The organism is Nonomuraea sp. CA-143628, from assembly GCF_050942315.1.
Classification (GTDB): domain Bacteria; phylum Actinomycetota; class Actinomycetes; order Streptosporangiales; family Streptosporangiaceae; genus Nonomuraea.
Genome location: NZ_CP192072.1, coordinates 13,711,265 through 13,728,819, shown reverse-complemented (window position 1 = coordinate 13,728,819; position 17,555 = coordinate 13,711,265). Strand labels below are relative to the sequence as shown.

Annotated in this window: 18 protein-coding genes; 7 read left to right on the top strand and 11 right to left on the bottom strand. The window is 68.5% G+C overall.

The genetic code is table 11. The features are described 5' to 3' along the window. Window positions 1-92 precede the first annotated feature (92 nt). Window positions 93-2,636, top strand: a complete 2,544-nt coding sequence (locus ACQP2T_RS63095; protein ID WP_433520002.1) for a replicative DNA helicase — start codon at window positions 93-95, stop codon at window positions 2,634-2,636. Between the two features lie 634 nt (window positions 2,637-3,270). After that, the gene (locus ACQP2T_RS63090; protein WP_433514106.1) at window positions 3,271-3,624 is read left to right on the top strand and encodes a VOC family protein; all 354 of its coding nucleotides are present in this window, start codon (window positions 3,271-3,273) and stop codon (window positions 3,622-3,624) included. A 274-nt stretch (window positions 3,625-3,898) separates the two neighbouring features. Here the strand turns inward: ACQP2T_RS63090 and ACQP2T_RS63085 are convergent, their stop codons facing one another. The 4 genes from ACQP2T_RS63085 to ACQP2T_RS63070 all read right to left on the bottom strand — a co-directional run bounded on the left by ACQP2T_RS63085 (window position 3,899) and on the right by ACQP2T_RS63070 (window position 6,897). After that, the gene (locus tag ACQP2T_RS63085; protein ID WP_433514105.1) at window positions 3,899-4,423 is read right to left on the bottom strand and encodes a GtrA family protein; all 525 of its coding nucleotides are present in this window, start codon (window positions 4,421-4,423) and stop codon (window positions 3,899-3,901) included. Between the two features lie 374 nt (window positions 4,424-4,797). Beyond that, window positions 4,798-5,466 (bottom strand): hypothetical protein, encoded by a 669-nt coding sequence (locus ACQP2T_RS63080; RefSeq protein ID WP_433514104.1) that lies wholly within the window; start codon window positions 5,464-5,466, stop codon window positions 4,798-4,800. After that, window positions 5,463-6,008 carry an RNA polymerase sigma factor gene (locus ACQP2T_RS63075; protein ID WP_363992093.1) on the bottom strand — a complete coding sequence of 182 codons (546 nt, stop codon included), beginning with the start codon at window positions 6,006-6,008 and terminating at the stop codon, window positions 5,463-5,465. The genes ACQP2T_RS63080 and ACQP2T_RS63075 overlap by 4 nt, the downstream gene beginning before the upstream one ends. An 85-nt stretch (window positions 6,009-6,093) precedes the next feature. Beyond that, window positions 6,094-6,897, bottom strand: a complete 804-nt coding sequence (locus ACQP2T_RS63070; RefSeq protein WP_433514103.1) for a phosphotransferase family protein — start codon at window positions 6,895-6,897, stop codon at window positions 6,094-6,096. 153 nt (window positions 6,898-7,050) lie between these two features. Here ACQP2T_RS63070 and ACQP2T_RS63065 point away from each other — a divergent pair, with 153 nt between their 5' ends. Next, window positions 7,051-7,497: a universal stress protein gene (locus ACQP2T_RS63065; RefSeq protein WP_433514102.1), complete on the top strand. Its 447-nt coding sequence runs from the start codon at window positions 7,051-7,053 to the stop codon at window positions 7,495-7,497. A 238-nt stretch (window positions 7,498-7,735) separates the two neighbouring features. Here ACQP2T_RS63065 and soxR read toward each other — a convergent pair whose 3' ends face one another. The 3 genes from soxR to ACQP2T_RS63050 are packed head-to-tail and all read right to left on the bottom strand — an operon-like array spanning window position 7,736 to window position 9,437. Continuing rightward, window positions 7,736-8,260: a redox-sensitive transcriptional activator SoxR gene (gene soxR, locus ACQP2T_RS63060; protein WP_433514101.1), complete on the bottom strand. Its 525-nt coding sequence runs from the start codon at window positions 8,258-8,260 to the stop codon at window positions 7,736-7,738. Between the two features lie 4 nt (window positions 8,261-8,264). Further along, complete coding sequence (locus tag ACQP2T_RS63055; protein ID WP_433514100.1) at window positions 8,265-8,990, bottom strand: metallophosphoesterase; 726 nt, start codon at window positions 8,988-8,990, stop codon at window positions 8,265-8,267. Between the two features lie 9 nt (window positions 8,991-8,999). Further along, window positions 9,000-9,437, bottom strand: a complete 438-nt coding sequence (locus ACQP2T_RS63050) for an Lrp/AsnC family transcriptional regulator (protein WP_433514099.1) — start codon at window positions 9,435-9,437, stop codon at window positions 9,000-9,002. Window positions 9,438-9,507: 70 nt separating this feature from the next. On the opposite strand from ACQP2T_RS63050, the gene ACQP2T_RS63045 reads away from it, so the two are divergent. Beyond that, window positions 9,508-10,386: an SMP-30/gluconolactonase/LRE family protein gene (locus tag ACQP2T_RS63045; protein ID WP_433514098.1), complete on the top strand. Its 879-nt coding sequence runs from the start codon at window positions 9,508-9,510 to the stop codon at window positions 10,384-10,386. A 53-nt stretch (window positions 10,387-10,439) separates the two neighbouring features. On the opposite strand, the gene ACQP2T_RS63040 is transcribed toward ACQP2T_RS63045, so the two are convergent. Next, window positions 10,440-11,174: an ABC transporter permease gene (locus ACQP2T_RS63040; RefSeq protein WP_433514097.1), complete on the bottom strand. Its 735-nt coding sequence runs from the start codon at window positions 11,172-11,174 to the stop codon at window positions 10,440-10,442. Continuing rightward, window positions 11,171-12,076, bottom strand: coding sequence for an ATP-binding cassette domain-containing protein (locus ACQP2T_RS63035; protein WP_433514096.1), 906 nt, complete (start codon window positions 12,074-12,076; stop codon window positions 11,171-11,173). Before ACQP2T_RS63035 ends, ACQP2T_RS63040 begins: the two co-directional genes overlap by 4 nt. Before the next feature lie 109 nt (window positions 12,077-12,185). Between ACQP2T_RS63035 and ACQP2T_RS63030 the strand changes: the two genes are divergently transcribed. The 3 genes from ACQP2T_RS63030 (at window position 12,186) to dnaN (ending at window position 15,426) form a co-directional block, all read left to right on the top strand. Next, window positions 12,186-13,619: a histidine kinase gene (locus tag ACQP2T_RS63030; protein WP_433514095.1), complete on the top strand. Its 1,434-nt coding sequence runs from the start codon at window positions 12,186-12,188 to the stop codon at window positions 13,617-13,619. Beyond that, on the top strand, window positions 13,616-14,266 hold the full coding sequence (locus tag ACQP2T_RS63025) for a response regulator (protein WP_225300970.1): 651 nt from the start codon (window positions 13,616-13,618) through the stop codon (window positions 14,264-14,266). The genes ACQP2T_RS63030 and ACQP2T_RS63025 overlap by 4 nt, the downstream gene beginning before the upstream one ends. A gap of 62 nt (window positions 14,267-14,328) precedes the next feature. After that, a complete protein-coding gene (dnaN, locus tag ACQP2T_RS63020; protein ID WP_433514094.1) occupies window positions 14,329-15,426 on the top strand; it encodes a DNA polymerase III subunit beta in 1,098 nt (365 codons plus the stop codon). A 3-nt stretch (window positions 15,427-15,429) separates the two neighbouring features. Here the strand turns inward: dnaN and ACQP2T_RS63015 are convergent, their stop codons facing one another. Together ACQP2T_RS63015 and ACQP2T_RS63010 are read right to left on the bottom strand one after the other, a co-directional pair. Further along, window positions 15,430-16,107: a FadR/GntR family transcriptional regulator gene (locus ACQP2T_RS63015; RefSeq protein ID WP_225300972.1), complete on the bottom strand. Its 678-nt coding sequence runs from the start codon at window positions 16,105-16,107 to the stop codon at window positions 15,430-15,432. A gap of 99 nt (window positions 16,108-16,206) precedes the next feature. Continuing rightward, entirely contained in the window at window positions 16,207-17,493 is a 1,287-nt protein-coding gene (locus ACQP2T_RS63010) for a helix-turn-helix domain-containing protein (protein ID WP_433514093.1), read from the bottom strand. Window positions 17,494-17,555 lie beyond the last annotated feature (62 nt).

Genomic DNA, 17,555 nt, shown 5'->3' with positions numbered 1-17,555 from the left:
CGGTGAGCATTGACGAAGAGGGCGGCGCGGGCCCGGGGTTCGAACGTACGCCGCCCAGCAACATCGAGGCGGAGCAGTCGGTTCTGGGCGGCATGCTGCTGTCCAAGGACGCGATCGCGGACGTGGTGGAGATCATCCGTTCCGACGACTTCTACCGGCCCGCCCATCAGATGATCTATGACGTCATCACCGATCTCTACGGCCGCGGCGAGCCCGCCGACGCCGTCACGGTCTTCGACGACCTGCAGAAGCGCGGCGAGATGGCCCGGGTCGGAGGTGCCGCCTACCTCCACACGCTGACGGCCGTCGTCCCCACCGCGGCCAACGCCGGCTACTACGCGAAGATCGTCCGTGAGCAGGCCATCCTCCGCCGCCTCATCGAGGCCGGCACGCGCATCGTCTCCTTCGGCTACGGCGGCCAGAACGAAGAGGTCGACGACCTGGTCGACCGCGCGCAGGCGGAGATCTACAAGGTCACCGAGCGACGCACGTCCGAGGACTACGCGCCGCTGGCCGACATCATGCCGGGCGCCCTCGACGAGCTGGAGGCCATCGGCAGCCGCAGCGGCCAGATGGTCGGCGTGCCGACCGGCTTCCAGGACCTCGACCAGCTCACCAACGGCCTGCACCCGGGCCAGATGATCGTCGTCGCCGCCCGCCCGGCCATCGGGAAAAGCACCCTAGGTCTAGATTTCGCCCGTTCTGCGGCTATCAAGCATGGGATGACCACCGTCATCTTCTCGCTGGAAATGTCGCGCAACGAGATCACCATGCGTCTGTTGTCGGCTGAGGCGCGGGTGGCGCTGCACGCCATGCGCTCGGGCAGCATGGGCGACGACGACTGGACCAGGCTGGCCCGGCGGATGAGCGAGGTGGCCGAGGCGCCGCTGTTCATCGACGACTCGCCCAACATGTCGATGATGGAGATCCGGGCCAAGTGCCGGCGCCTGAAGCAGCGCAACGACCTGCGCTTCGTGGTCATCGACTACCTCCAGCTGATGAGCTCGCCGAAGAAGACCGAGAGCCGCCAGAACGAGGTCTCGGAGATCTCCCGTGCGATCAAGCTGCTGGCCAAGGAGCTGGAGGTGCCGGTCATCGCGATCTCCCAGCTCAACCGAGGCCCCGAGCAGCGCACGGACAAGCGGCCCGCGGTCAGCGACCTGCGCGAGTCCGGCTGCCTGACGGCAGCCACCCGCGTCCTTCGGGCTGACACGGGCGCGGAGGTGTCGCTGGGGGAGCTTCTGGAGTCTGGCGCACGCGACATCCCCGTGTGGTCGCTGGATGAGAAGTTGCGGCTCGTGCCGCGCACTATGACGCATGTCTTTCCCAGTGGAACCAAGGAGGTCTTCAGGCTGCGCCTGACGTCGGGCCGGGAGATCGAGGCGACGGCCAACCACCCCTTCATGACCTACGACGGCTGGCGGCCTCTGGGGGAGATCGGTCCGGGTAGTCGCCTTGCCGTTCCGCGCCACGTTCCCGCCCCTCAAGATCTTCAGGAGTGGCCCGAGGAGGAGGTCATCCTCCTCGGGCACATGATCGGAGATGGTTCGTTCGTCAGGAACCAGCCGATTCGGTACGCAAGCACGGACGAGACTTGCTTGGAAGCTGTGACGATGGCCGCCACGCATTTTGGAGTGAGTGCGGTCCGGGACGACTATGCCGCCGCGCGGGTCACCACGGTGCGGCTACCTGCCCCCTATCGGCTCACGCGCGGCAGGCGCAACCCCATCGCCGCCTGGCTCGACGGTCTGGGTCTGTTCGGCCTTCGCAGTCACGACAAGTTCGTTCCCCAGGGGGTCTTCTCTCTGCCGAAGAAGCAGATCGCCCTGTTCCTGCGTCACCTGTGGGCGACAGACGGATGCGTCTGGTGGGACGAGAAGCTCGGCCAGTCGCGGATCTACTATGCCTCGACGAGCCGGCGGCTGATCGACGACGTCGCGCGGCTGCTGCTCCGGTTCAACGTAATGACTCGTATCAAAACAACCCGGAAGGGCGACTACCGGCCGGGGTATCAACTGCACATCTACGGCGCGGAGAACCAACTCCGGTTCCTGGAGGAGGTGGGCGTGGTCGGCGAACGAGCAAAGCATGCCGCTCGCTGCCTTCCAGTGTTGCGGGCAGCCAAGAGCAACACCAACCTCGACACGGTTCCCCGTGAGATCTGGGACCGTGTTCGGGACGTGTTGATAGAGAAGAGCATGACCCATCGGGCGTTCTCGAACGCGCTGGGGACCCAATTCTGCGGCAGCGCCTTGTGGAAGCACGCACCCAGCCGGGAGCGCCTGGGTCGGGTGGCGGCGATTCTGGATGACGCCCAGATGGAGATGCTGGCGACGAACGACGTCTTCTGGGACGAGGTCGTTTCGATCGAGAGCCTAGGCGAGCAGCCGGTCTATGACGCCACGGTGCTGGGAACCCACAACTTCGTCGCCAACGGGATCTCCGTCCACAACAGCATCGAGCAGGACGCCGACATGGTCATCCTGCTGCACCGCGAAGACGCCTACGAACGGGAGTCGCCGCGGGCGGGCGAGGCGGACCTCATTGTGGCCAAGCACCGAAACGGCCCCACGGCGACCGTCACGGTGGCCTTCCAGGGGCACTACAGCCGCTTCGTCGACATGGCGCAGCACTAGCCTCGGGCTTGTAGGTTCTCAAATTCCGTGTCACTTTCTCATTCGCGATGACACCTGAATCGCACAAGTGGCACGGGATTGAGAATTTGCCAGCGGCATCAATGGCTTTGGGCTTAACCTTCACATTCTGAGATGCATTGCTCGCCCGCCGTAGCCGCATGGCGCTTCGCCGACAATGATCCCAAGATGTGGGGGTTCAGCATGACGACACCCGCTGTCCTCTCGGCGACCCTGAGCTTTCCCCTCTTGAGGGCGATCTAGTTCATGGCGCTGAGTGATCGGAAGTGCCCCTCAACACGCTGCGGACCGCCGTACCATGGCGAACCTTCCGCTGAAATAGAGGTCTGAGCCTGCGCGACATGGCCGCGAAGCTCGTCATCCCCAGCGGCAAGAAGAAGGGTCAGCACCCGTCACCGGCTACCGTCATGCGGATGCTGCAGGAACACGACGAACAGGCCACCGCGACCGCAGGGGCGTGATCCACCGCTACCTTGCGGCTGGTGTCTGAACCAGGACGTCGAGGCCGTGCTCGCTCTCCTGTCATTGCCGGGAGATGATGAGTCAGGGCCGCCGGGGCGGCCCGCCCCTCGACGGAGGGACGGGTGGGCCGCCGGTCCGGTCTATGCTCAGGCCCATGGCACTGGAATGGGAGCAGATCATCGTCGACTCCGTTGACCCCGTCGCTCTCGGGCGCTGGTGGGCCAAGGCTCTCGGCTGGGTAGTGGTCGACGAATCCGAGGAGATCATCGAGATCCGGCCTGAGCCGGACCAGATGCCGGGGCTGCTCTTCGTGCCTGTCCCCGAGGGCAAGACGTCGAAGAACCGGCTCCACCCCGACTTCCGCCCCGACGACCAGGAGGCCGAGGTCGCCCGGCTGCTCTCCCTCGGTGCCCGGCGCGCCGACACCGTACAGGACGAGCAGCACTGGGTGACCCTCCTCGACCCGGAGGGCAACGAGTTCTGCGTCCTGAGTGAGCGGAAGAGCTGAGCGGAAGCACTGGCGGTGTTCCTGTTCTCCTGCCCGGACTGTCCTGCGGTTCTCTGACCTACGCGGCACGACGTCGCGACGGCCTAGCCCAAGATCATCTCGTGGCGGGTTTGGAGCGTATCTGGGTCACACCCCAGAGGAGCTCACACCTGAGGAAAGTGACATCACCGTGAGGCAAACAACCGTGCCAAGCCCTTGAGACAAAACCATGCTCCGCAGGTCAGACGCTCGGCGGGTGACACAGAAACTGAGACCCTACAGCTTTGCAGGGCGGTCATGCCGCCTCGTCCGTGGGATCGGGAGTGGGGACCAGCCGCAGGCTGCCGGACGGGGCCTTCTCGTCGGGGAAGACCCACTTCCGGAACGCCCAGAAGCGGAAGACCATCGCGATCAGCGTGCCGACGACCTGCGCGCTCATGAAGTCGGCGATCTCCTGGGTGACCAGGCTCACATCCGGTGTCTCCAGGTGAAATGCGTACCGGGAGATCCATAGCGGCGCGGAGCTGAGCACCAGACCGACGCCGCTGACCAGGAAGAACAGCGCCGCCTCGTGACGGCGCTCGCGGCCGCCCCTGGTCCGGAACGACCATTCGCGGTTCAGCACGTAGGACACGATCGTCGCCACGAGCACCGCGATGATCTTCGCGGTCACCGGCTTTGGTTCCAAAATGGTGAGCTTCAGCCCGTAGAACACCGTGTTGTCCACCAAGAACGCTGTGCCACCCACTACCGCGAACTTCAGCAGCTCACGGTGCTTCAGCGCGAGGGCGTGCAGCGGGTCCGGTAATCTTTCGAGCACTGCTTTTGCTATTCGGAGCACCCTCGATCTTCTCACCGGTCGGACATCGCAGAGGGTTTTATTCCGAACGGGGTATCCAAAGGGATCCCCGGCCACGACAGGTCCTACCCCCGGAGGCGGCCCCTCGTAGGGACCCCGGCTATCACGGGCCTGCTTCTTCCTCATTTTCGGAGGGGAATCCCTCCATGGGGACCTCAGCCGCCATGGGCCTGCTTCTTTCTCGCCCCCCGGAGGGGTTCCCCCCATGGGACCTCAACCGCCACGGACCGTCACGGTGATTGAGACGGTTGTGTGACGAACCACCCGAGGAAACGAGGGTTCCGCGGTCCCAGCTACCCGCTCGCCCAGCGCGGAGGCTGACGCCCCGGCGGGCCTCAGCCTCCGCCGACGGTGCTGTCCGTCTTCTCAGCGGTGCCGGGGGAGTCGTCCTTCTTCTCGCTGGTGGACGGGCCGTCGCCGGTCGAGTCAGTAGCCGGGGGAAGGTTCAGCGCGGTCGCCTCGCAGGGGGCCACCGCTCCCTTGACCACCTCCAATGAGATCGCGGTGGGAGGCTTGTCCGGCTGGTCGACCGAGACCGCCAGGACCAGCGTCAGGCCGTCGCCGGCCTGCCCTTTGCCGATCAGGAACACCATCCCCGTGCCGACCGTCCTGAACAGGAAGCTGTTCTCGGCCCGCCCGCCGCCGGCCCCGTGCCCGCCTCGCGGCTGCTTGCAGGTCTGGTCCGCCGGCAGGTAGTCGACCACCGCCGTCACCCCCGCCGCGGCCAGCTTGGCCCTCAGTTCACCGGGATCGCGGAACTCGTTGATCCGCACCCCGACTGATCCGTCCGCGTTCCTGGTCACGGCGAAAGCCGGGGTGGTGGCTCCGCCGTACACGTTCATGGCCATCACAGTGGCCGCTGTGACTCCCGCCACCGCGGTGGCCAGTCCCACGACCCGCCCGGTCCTGCGGCGTCGCGCCGGCGGCTGGACGACCGGGTCCGCCCTCCTGCCGGCGATGTCGTCCTTGAGTGCGGTGAGCAGACGCTCCTCGAAGTTGTTCATGCCTGTCCCTCCACGTACACAGCCGACGGCGAAGCGACGTCTTCCAGGGCGCGTCTGGCCCGATGCAGGCGGACCCGGGCGGTCACCCCGTTGATGCCCAAGGCCACGGCGGCCTCCTTGACGGTGAGCTGATCGATCGCCACGAGCTCCAGCACGGCCCGCTCGCCCTCGGGCAGGTCGCCCATGGCCGCCAGCGCGCGCCGCATCTGGCGCTCGGCGTCGATCCGCTCCTCCATGCGGTCGAGGTCGTGGTCGTCCATCATTCGCCGGCCTGCGACGCGGCTGGTCGCCTTCGCCTCGCGGGCCGTGCGTCGATACTGGGCGGACACGACATTGCGCGCCACGCCGTACAACCAACCGGTCTCGCTGCCTCGGCCGGGGCGGTAGGTGTGCCCGGAGTCCAAGACCGCCAGGAAGATGTCGGCAGTCAGGTCGGCGGCCAGATGAGCATCGCTCACCCGGCGTACGACGAACCGCATGACGCCATCGACATGGCGGCGATAAAAGGCCTCAAAGGCCTCGGGGTCCTCGTTGAGGCGCACGGGCCTCGCTCCCTTCGTCGCTCGCCCTACACCTCTACTTGGACCGAGCGACCCGAAGCGTTTCCGGTCAGGAGGGTCAGGACGGTCAGAGCGGCCGGAGGCGTTCGGCGATGTCGAGCCAGACGGTGACCTCGGTGGCGGTGAAGTGCCGGATCGCCCAGTCGACCATGCGCAGGCTCATGTGCGCCCAGCAGGCCGGCGCCGCCTCCTCGGACACCGTTCCGTCGAGCAGCCGAGCGAGCTCCGGGGCCCGGTGTGTGAGGTCGAAGCGCAGCGTGAAGAGATCGAAGTCCGCGTCACCCCGCGTGGCGCCGTCCCAGTCGATCACTCCGGTGACCGTGCCCGAGGCGTCGACCAGCACGTTCTCGGGATGGAAGTCGGTGTGTACGAGGTCGTCGCCGTCCAGCCGCTCGGGGAGGGCGGCGCCGATCTCCTCGACCTGGTCGAGCAGCCGCCGCGTGCGGCTGTCGTACGTCCGCAGTGGCTCGTGCAGGCAGAAGCCCGGTCCGTCGGCGCGCAGGAAGAGCGCGAATCCGGGCAGGTCCGTACGGCCGGCCAGCAGGCCGCGGCAGCGCCGGTTGACGTCGAGCATCGACTCGATCGTGACCCGGGAGGGCTTGAGCGGGGGAGAACCCGGCAGCAGCTCCTGCACCACGACGGGCGGGCGCACCAACTCGTAGCGCGGAGCGGGGATGCCCGCCGCGCGGGCCACCTCCAGCAGCGCGCCGACATCGGATCCGCGGCTGAGCACCGACCGGCGGCCGTCGGGCCAGCGTACGTAGGCGGCGCCGACCTGGCCGCCGGGGCACGGGCCTTCATAGACGAGCGGTACGTCGAGCTCGCGCAGGACGCCGTCGATGTCGAGGCGGGGCACGCGGGGGAGTGTCACGAAGACCGATCCTCGCTGGTCCTTCAGCTGTGACACAACTTCCGGTGTGACACAACTTCCGGTGTGACACAACAGACAGCGGCTCCCGGAATCCCGGCTGATCGTCCCAGTGCTGCAACGAGAGAGTGAGCTTCAACTGAAGGGAAGCACGCCATGACCATCCTCGTCGCCTACGACGGCTCAGCCGACTCGCGCGCCGCCATCGAGTTCGCGGCCAAGCACCTGGCCGCCGAGCCCACGCTCATCGTGACCGTGTGGGAGCCGCTGCTCGTGCAGCTCAAGAGGTATCCGCTGGCCGGTGCCGCGGTCCTCGCCGACGGCAGTGATGAGTGGCGGGTCCAGGCCGAGCAGTACGCCAAGGAGGGGGCCGAGCTGGCGATCGCCGCCGGGCTCGCGGATGTGATGTATCGGGCGGTGGCCGACAACGAGTCGATCTGGCGGACGATCGTGGACGTCGCGGATGAGGTCGACGCGTCGCTGGTGGTCACGGGGTCGCGAGGACTTGCCGGTGTACGCTCCGTGCTCCTGGGCAGCGTCTCCAACCACGTGCTGCACCACGCCCACCGGCCGACCCTGATCGTCCCACCGACCAAGCACTGATCGGCCCACGACCGTTCGCGGGGTATCCGTCCCCGAAGGAGGCCTCCATAGGGCCAGCCGCGACGGACCGTCTTCTTCCTCCCGCCCCGGAGGGGTGTCCCGTCAAAGGAACCCCAGCCGCGACGGACCGACCTCTTCCTTCTGCCCCGCAGGGGCTATCTCCCCAGAAGGACCCCAACCACGACGGACCGTCACAGAGACTGAGACGGTCGCGTGACGAACCACCCGAAAGACCGCACTAGCCGGCGCCCTGTGGGGCCGAGCAGACGGCCTGCGGGGCGCCCAAGCAGCCTTCCTTGGACGGGGTGAGCCGCGTGTCGATGCGCCTCGCCCCCGGCCCCTCGTTGCCCAGCCGGTCGTGCGGATTGGCCAGCGCGCACCGGTCGAGCGACAGGCATCCGCACCCGATGCACTCCGTGAGGTCGTCGCGGAGCCGCTGCAGCTGCTCGATCCGGTCGTCGAGCTCGCTGCGCCAGGCCGCCGACAGCCGCGCCCAGTCGTCACGGGTGGGCGTGCGCTCCTCGGGCAGCTCGCCCAGGGCGTCCTTGATGGTCCGCAGCGGGATGCCCAGCCGTTGCGACAGCCGGACGAACGCGACCCGGCGCAGCGTGTCACGGGTGTAGCGCCGCTGGTTGCCCGCGGTGCGGCGGCTCCCGATGAGCCCCTTGGCCTCGTAGAAGTGCAGCGCCGACACGGCCACGCCGCTGCGTTCGGCGAGCTGGCCGACGGTCAGCTCCTTGGAGTTCCACGCCACCTTGGTCATAACCTCAAGAATACTTGAGGATTACCGGCCGGAAGTGGGTGACCAGTTGCCGGCCGTCGAAGATGTGCAGCGCGTACGCGGGCGGCAGGTCGTACGTGACGGGGATCTCGGCCTCGGTCTCCACACGGGTCAGGCAGGTGGAGATGACACCGGGCGCGACGACGAGCGGCAGTCCGGCGAACCGGGCCGACACGGCGGTGTGCGCGTGGCCGGTCAGCACCCCGGCCACGTGCGGGTGCCGTGAGAGCAGGTCCGCCAGCCGTTCCGGCTCGCGCAGCCGGATCTGGTCGACGTACGGGACGCCCAGCTCGATCGGCGGATGGTGCATGCCCACGAACGCCGGGACGTCGGGCCGCTCCGACAGCACCTCGTCGAGCCAGGCCAGCGTGTCATCGGCCAGGTAGCCGTGGTGGTGACCGGGTACGCTCGAATCGGCCAGGGCGATGGTCAGGTCGTCGAGCCTGAGCGCCTGGTTGGCCGGCCCGAGCAGCTTCTCGAACTCCGGCACCGCGTCATGGTTGCCCGGACAGATGGCCACCGGCCGCTCGTCGCGGAGCAGTTCCTCCGCGATCGCGTATTCCTCCGGCAACGCGTGGTCGGCGATGTCACCCGTGACCAGGACGGCGTCGAGGCGCAGCGTACGCAGGTGCTCCATGACCTGCCGCGTACGTTCGACGCTCTCGTCGGAGCCACCGATGTGGGTATCACTGATCTGCGCAAAAATCGCCACGTGAGCACCCTATTCCACGTGTACGGGCCGCTCGAAGAACGTCTCCAGCACGACGACCGTCTGGGTCCCGGTCACGCCGTCCACCTCGAACACCTGCCGCAGGACCTGCTGTAACTCCCTCGTGTCGGATGTACGGACCTTGAGCAGGACCGAGGCCGGGCCGGCGATGACGTGGGCCTCCTCGACCGGCGCGATGGCCGCCAGCCGCGCGGCGGAGTCGCCCATCCAGGCGCCGCCGTCGACCAGCACATACGCCACGACCTCGCGCCCGAGCGCGGCCGGATCCACCTCGATCGTGGTGCGCTTGATCACTCCCCGCTCGCGCAGTTTGCGCACCCGCTCGTGCGCCGCCCCACTCGACAGGCCGACCGCCTTGCCGAGAACCGCGTACGACCGCGTCGCGTCTTCCTGAAGCAGGCCGATCAGCATCTTGTCGATCTCATCCATAACAGTATGATATTCGACTATGCAGCCTCTTCACCAAACACTATATGGTCACATCCCCACGGAGCTGGAGGTGCTGGACGAGCGCTTCGCCGCGGTCGGCGGCGACGACCTGATCGAGCGCATCTACTTCGGCACCCGCTGGGCCGAGGGGCCGGTCTATTTCCCGGCGGGCCGGTTCCTGGCCTGGAGCGACATCCCCAACGACCGGATGCTGCGCTGGGACGAGATGACCGGCGCCGTGGGCCCGTTCCGGCAGCCCGCCGGCTACGTCAACGGCAACACGCTCGACCGCCAGGGCCGCCTGATCTCGTGCGAGCAGGGCCTGCGCCGGGTCACCCGCACCGAGGCCGACGGCTCCATCACCGTGATCGCCGACCGCTGGCAGGGCAAGCGGCTCAACAGCCCGAACGACGCGGTGGTGCGCTCTGACGGCTCCATCTGGTTCACCGACCCCGCCTATGGCATCGACAGCGACTACGAGGGCTTTCGGGCCGAGCCGGAGATCGACGGCTGCCATGTCTACCGGGTCGATCCGGTGACGGGTGAGGTGAGCCGGGTGGCCGACGACTTCGACCGGCCCAACGGGCTGGCCTTCTCGCTGGACGAGTCCCGTCTGTACATCGCCGACACCCGCCGCAGGCACATACGCGTGCTCGACGTGCACGACAACGGCACCCTCTCGGGCGGCAAGGTCTTCGCGCAGGGAGGCGACGACGACCGCTTCGACGGGATGCGACTGGACGACACGGGCCGGGTGTGGGCGGCGGCGGGCAAGGCGGTGCTCTGCCACGACCCCGACGGGACGCTGATCGGCCGGCTCCGCCTGCCCGACGATGTCGCCAACCTGGTGTTCGGCGGCCTGAAGCGCAACAGGCTCTTCATCGCGGCCGCCTCCTCGCTCTACTCGGTGATGCTGAACGTCACGGGCGCCCGCCCCGTCTGGTCGTAGCGCTACTCCCGGCGAAAACAGCGCTATTCCCGGCGAGAACCACCGAACAAGCACTACTCCCAGCGGAACAACCGGATCGCGATCCCGCCGAAGACCAGCAGGCCGGCCGCCATGACGACGAGGTGCAGCGGCTGCGGCGCGTGGCCCGCCCAGGTGTCGCGCAACGCCTGGGCGAACGGCCCCGCCACCGAATAGTCGCTCACCACCCGCAGCGCGTCCGGCATGAACTCGCGTGGGATCCACATGCCCGCCACGAACATCAGCGGGAACATCACCACCGACCCGATCCCCGGCGCCGCCTTCCCCGACGGCGCGACCGAGGCGATCACCAGCCCCAGGGCCAGCAGGGCGGCCGAGCCGAGCAGGAAGACCAGCGCGAAACCGGGGAGCTGCCTGGGTATCGCGACGCCGCGCACCAGGTTCCCGACCACCACCAGGAGGACGACCGACACGGTGCCGATGGCCAGGTTGATGATGAGCTGGGCGGCCAGCAGCCGCCCCGGCGCAACGGGCGTCGTCGACATCCGCCTGAGCACCCCCTGCTCGCGATAGGTGACCAGGACGGCCGGCAGCACCGTGCAGGCGAGCGTCAGCACCGCGAGCAAGGTCATCTGGGCCGGCAGCTGGGTGTCGACGATCCGCTCGCCGCCCATCGCCGGATCGGGCTCGGACATGTCGGGGATGCCGCCGAGCACCAGCAGCAGGGCGAGCGGCAGGCCGAGGGTGAAGACGATCGTGGACCACTGCCGCAGATGCAGCTTGGTCTCGACGAGGAGGATCTTCCTCATGACAGTTTCCTTCCGGTCAGAGCGAGGAACGCGTCGTCGAGCGTGGCCTGCTCGATGCGCAGGTCGGCGGGTACGACCTCATGCCGGGCGAGCGTCAGCATGACGGAGGTGGCGAGGTCGCCGGTGCCCGTCACCACGACCTGCTCGCCGCTCCTGGCGACCTCGCTCACCTCGGGCAGGGCCAGCAGGAGGTCGTCAGAGAAGGGCGCGGTCGGCCGGAACCGCAGCCGCTGAGCCCCGCCCACCTGGGCGATCAACCCCGCGGGCGTGTCGGTGGCGACGACCCGGCCCGCGTCGATGAGCGCGACGCGGTCGCAGAGCCGCTCGGCCTCCTCCATGAAGTGGGTGACGAGCACGATCGTCACGCCGGAGCCGCGCACCTGCTCGACCAGCTCCCAGGTGTCCCTGCGGGCCTGCGGGTCGAGGCCGGTGGTGAGCTCGTCGAGCACTGCGACACGTGGCCGGCCCACCAACGCCAGCGCGATGGACAGGCGCTGCCGCTGACCGCCGGAGAGTTTGCCGAAGCGCTCCTCCCGCTTGCCGCCGAGCCCGACGCGCTCGATCAGCTCGGACCAGTCGGCCGGATCCGGATAGAAGGAGGCGTAGAGGTCCAGCGCCTCCCACACCTTGATCTTCTCCGGCAGTTCGGCACTCTGCAGCTGCGCGCCGAGCACCCGCCGTAACGCGTCCCTGTCCTGGTGGGGGTCGATGCCGGTCACGCGTACGGTGCCACGATCGGGAGTGCGCAACCCCGCGACGCACTCGACGGTCGTGGTCTTGCCGGCGCCGTTCGGGCCGAGGATGCCGAAGATCTCGCCATCCGACACCTCGAACGACACGTCGTCCACCGCGACATGATTCGGGTACCGCTTGTGGAGGTTTCTGACCTCGATGACTTTCATGCCTTAGACGCTAGGAATTCCGGCCCTCACGGAGAATCGGGCTGGGTACCCGGCAAAGGTGTATCTAGGTGCAATATGCGGGATCCTCCAGATCGCGCACACTGGGAGCATGCTGAGAAGGTACGCCCAGGTCGCGGGGCTGCTGGCGCTGATCCTCGTCGAGGTGCCCGCCGCCGCCGTCTCCTTCGGCCTGCTCGTCCTGACCTTCGGCCTCGGCGTGGTCCCTCTCCTCCCAGCGCAGGTGCGGCTGGTCAGGCGGGTGGCGGAGCACAGGAGACGGCTGGTCGGGGAGTGGTTAGAGGTCCGGATCGACTCGCCGTACCTGCCCAAGCCGCCGCCCCCGATGCGGCAGGCCGACGGGATGTACCGCTCGAACCGCACGCTCTACAAGTCGCCGCGGGTGCCGGCCTGGAACGACCGGTGGAAGTGGCTGATCACCGACCCGGCGACCTGGCGCGACTGCGCCTGGCTGGTCCTGGACCCCGTGGTCAAGCTGGGCCTGCTGCCCCTGCTCCTGCTGCTGCCCGACCGCGGGCTGCGCGTCTACGGCATGTGGTGCGAGCTGGTGCTGGCCCCGACCGCGGCGAGCCGCCTGGCGGGGCAGGTCAGCCACCTTCAGCGGGTACGCAACCTGGCGGCCGACACCCAGTCCGCCGAGATGCGCAGGATCGAGCGGGACCTGCATGACGGCACGCAGGCGCGGCTGGTGGCGATCGGCATGACGCTCGGCGCCGTCGAGCAGCTCGTCGACACCGACCCGGCCGCGGCCAAGGCGCTGCTGTCCAAGGCCAAGGAGGCGTCCTCGGAAACGCTGACCGAGCTGCGTACCGTCATCCGCGGCATCCACCCGCCGGTGCTGGCCGAGCGCGGGCTCGCCGACGCCGTGCGCGCCCTGGCCATCGACAGCCCGCTCCGGGTGAGTGTGGACGTCGACCTGCCGCACCGCCCGGAGCCGCCGGTGGAGGCCGCCGCCTACTTCGCGGTCAGCGAGCTGCTGTCCAACGCGGCCCGGCACGGCGGGGCCGCCACGGCCACTGTCGACATCAGCGGTAACGGCTCCGACCTGCGGATCTCCGTGATCGACGACGGCATGGGCGGCGCCGACCCCGGCAAGGGCAGCGGCCTCATGGGCATAGAGCGGCGGCTGGCGGCCTTCGACGGGGTGCTCGCGGTGCACAGCCCGCCCGGCGGACCGACCACGGTGACCATGAGCATGCCCAAGGTCCTGCCGAACCACTGGGCGGGCAGCCTGCCCAAGCTGCCGCGCTGGAAGGCCGCCGTGGTGGTCGCGCTCTGGCTGACCTCCTGGTGTCCGCTGTTCCCGCAGGGCATCGTGGCGGGCATCTTCAAGGTCTTCGGCATCCCGGAGAAGGCCTGGTTCCTCGCGCTGTACATGCCCGAGCCGTGGCAGTGGCCGGTCATCCTTTTCATGATCGCGCTTGGCTGTGCCATGTACGTGACGGCCACCCTGATTCCGGCCTGCCACAACAAACAGCGCTGGTGGGCGGAGGCGACACCGCGCCGTCTATGGTTCAGCAGATGAACCGCGTTCTCGTCGCCGAAGACCTCTATCTGCTCAGAGACGGCCTGGTCCACCTGCTCCAGGCGCACGGCTTCACGGTCGTGGCCGCCGTGGAGAGCGGTCCCGAGCTGCTCAAAGGGCTGATCGAGCTGCGGCCCGACGTCTCGATCGTGGACGTACGGTTGCCGCCCACCTTCACCGACGAAGGTCTGCAGGCCGCCCTGGCAGCCCGTCAGCAGGTGCCCGGGTTGCCGATCCTGGTGCTGTCGCAGCACGTCGAGCAGCTGTACGCGCGCGAGCTGCTCGCGGACGGGTCCGGCGCGATCGGCTACCTGCTCAAGGATCGGGTGTTCAACGCCGAGCAGTTCATCGACGCCGTACGCCGGGTCGCCCAAGGCGGCACCGCGATGGACCCAGACGTGATCGCCAAGCTCCTGGCCAGCAACGCCAGGAACGAGCCACTGGCCGCACTCACGCCACGCGAGCGCGAGGTGCTGGAGGCGATGGCCGAAGGACGCTCCAACGCCGCCATCTCCCAGCGGCTCTACCTCAGCGAGAGCGCGGTGGCCAAGCACACGGCCGGCATCTTCGCCAAGCTGGGTCTGGCCCCTTCTGACGACGACAATCGCCGGGTCCTGGCGGTGCTCGCCTACCTCAACAGCAGATAGCCGCATTGTCGGTGACACCGGCTACCTTTCATAGGAGGCAGCAACACGAAAGGGTGGGTCAGGTGAAAATCCGGGTAAACCGCGATGTTCTGGCAGACGCGGTGGCATGGGCCGCCAGGGTGCTGCCCAGCCGCCCTGTGGTGCCCGTGCTCTCGGGCCTGCTGCTGGGCGCCGATGAGGAGCTGAGCCTGTCCGCGTTCGACTACGACGTCTCGGCTCAGGCCAGGATCGAGGCCGACGTGGCCGAGCAGGGCCAGGTGCTCATCCCCGGCCGCCTGCTGGCGGAGATCAGCCGCAGCCTGCCCGCCGAGGACGTCGAGATCGTCACCGAGGGGCAGGAGGCGGTCCTGACCTGTGGCAGCGCCGAGTTCGGCCTGATCACGATGCCTGTCGAGGACTTCCCGACCATGCCCACGATGCCGCCGAGCATCGGCGCCATCGGTGGCGGCGTCTTCGCCTCGGCCGTTGGCCAGGTCGCGCCCGCCTCCAGCCGCGACGACACGCTGCCGATGCTCACGGGCATCAGGGTCGACATCGAGGGCGAGTCGGTCACGATGGCGGCCACCGACCGCTACCGCATCGCGGCCCGCGACCTCACCTGGCGCCCGGCCACGCCCGACGTCGCGGTGTCGGCCATGGTGCCCGCCCGTGTGCTGGTCGACGTGGCCAAGACGCTGCGCGGCGGCGAGGTGGCGGTGGCGCTGGGCGACGGCGTGGCGGGCTTCGAGAGCGTCGGCCGCAGCACCACGGTCCGCCTGCTCGACGAGCAGTTCATCGACTACCGCGCCAGGCTGACCGCCGACTGGTCGATCAGGGCCGACTTGCCGGTGACGGCGTTCGTCAACGCCATCAAGCGGGTGGCGCTGGTGGCCGAGCGCAACACCGCTATCCGGCTGTCGTTCAGCCAGGGCCACGTGCGCATCCAGGCCGGCGGCGGCGACATCGGCCGCGGCTCCGAGGTGGTCGAGTGCGAGCTGCGCGGCGACGACATCCAGATCGCCTTCCAGTCGCAGTTCCTCCTCGACGGCCTGACCGGCATAGAGACCGACCTGGCCCGCCTCAACATGGAGTCACCGACGAGAGCCGCCCTGATCCAGGACGTTCCTGGCGACGGGCAGCCCAGCTTCCGCTACTTGGTGATGTCGCTCCGCCTCGGGTGAGGGTTATTCGCCCTCGGTGAGCGCGATGAGAATGTGCTCCATGCAGGCATGCCCGGCGCGCTCGGCGGCGGTGGCGTCGCCCGAGGAGATGGCGCGCGCGATGGCGTCGTGCGGGATGTAGCTCTTGTTCAGCGACGTGCCCGCGGCCGTGATGCTGGCCCGCAGCGCCGCCGAGAAGTCCTCATAGAGGTCGATCAGCACGAGGTTGTGCGTGGCGTGCGCCACGGACATGTGGAAGGCCAGGTCCGCCTCGACGAAGGCGTCCGGGTCGTCCAGCTCCCAGGCGCGGTCGCGCTCGGCCAGAGCGGCCTCGATGCGCAGGATGTCCTCGTCGGTGCGCCTGGTGGCGGCCAGGCGAGCAGATTCGACCTCCAGTGCGCGGCGCACCTCGAGGATCTCCAGCTGCTCGGCCTGGCGCAGGCGCCTCAGCATGGCGCCGGAGAGCTCGCTGGTGGCGCGGACATAGGTCCCGTCACCCTGGCGGCACTCCAGCAGCCCGGCGTGTGTAAGCGCGCGTACGGCTTCGCGAACGGTGTTGCGTCCCACTCCGAGCTGCTCCGCGAGCACCGTCTCAGTTGGGATCTTGCCGTTCATCTGCCACAACCCTGAGGTGATCTGCTCCTTGAGCTGATCGATCACCTGGTCGACGAGCGAAGCTCGCTGAGCCGTACGCAGACTCACAGTCCGCCTCCTCCGGGGGTGCCAGTCATCCCATGAGTCAATGACTGGTAGACCCTAATTATTCCAGACTCAAAAACCAAATCTGGAGCTCCCGGAGGGTCAGCGATTTACTGAAACGTCGATCTTCACCCCTGCCAGTGCGGAATGGACTCCGGCGGCCTCCAACGCCCTGCGATAGGCGCTGGTCTGCTGGGCCTTGTCCCCGGAGCTGCCGTAGAGGTCGCCCAGCTCCCGCCAGCAACGTGCGGCCTGCCTGTCGGAGCCGAACACTGGGCGGTTGAGCGTCTCGAGCAGCTGCCGGGCCTCGCCGAGAGACCTCGACGCGTCGGCGTCCAGGGCGAGCGCGACGGTGGCGAGCACGAGGTGGGCCTCGGCCGGTGCCGTGCCCGGGGCGTCGTGCACCAGGTCGAGCGCCGAGGTGGCCAGCTCGCCCGCTCGCACGGCGTCTCGCGCCCGCAGCTTGACCCTGGCGTGCGCGATGAGGCTCTCGCCGTGCTCCTGCGTGCTGCCCGCGGTGCTCGCGAACACACGAGTCGCCGCTTCGGCCCACCGGTCTGCTTCGGCGATCGGCGCGGAGTCGAGCCTGGCCCAGTGCATGGCCACGCGGGCCAGCTGCAGCGTGAGCCTGGCGGGTCGGCCCGCCATGATCGCGTCGTCGGCCAGGCGTACGGCCAGCGCGGAGTCCTCGCCACCGGCCGCGGCCACACTGGCCTGCCAGAGGGCGTGGATCTCAGCGGAACGGTCCACAATCTCAGGTACGCCGCCGGCGTCGAGCACCCGCCGGACGAATCCGAGCTCGGGAGAGTCGCCCTCGTGTCCGCTGCGCACCTCTACCAGCGCGGCGGCCAGGTCGATGGCGATCTCGCCTTGTGTGACCGCCAGCCGCTCCGCCTGCTCCAGCGCGTACGTGGCCAGGTCGCGGGCCCGCAGGCGGTCGCCCGCCCGCTGGTAGCAGCGGCTCAGCGCGACGGTGAGCGGCAGGTCGGCCAGCCGCTCAGGATGGGCCGCCGCCTCCCTGCGCAGCCGCTCGAACGCCTCGACCGCCTGGCCGAGTCGTCCTTGCGCTTCGAGTGCGCGGGCCCTGCCGAGGCGGGCGTGCGCGGTCAGCAGTGCGTTTTCCTCGTCGGCCGCCTTCACGATCTCCGTGAAGCGGTCGGCCGCGAGAACGGGGTCGCCATGCTGTAGCTCCAGCTCAGCGTGGCGCAGACCGAGCTCGGTATCGATGCGCTGCCGAGGCTCGATCCCATGCAGGAGGAACTCGGTGGTGCACCCCAGGCGCTCGGCCAGGAGTCTTGCTACAACCGGAGTCGGAGTCCGCTTGCCCGACTCGATGAGCGAGACATAACTGTCAGACAGGTCGGGTCCGGCCAGTTGGGCCTGTGACATCCGCCTGTTTAGCCGCAGTCCTCGGACGCGGTCACCGATGGTTCCCTGACTCGGCATCTCAT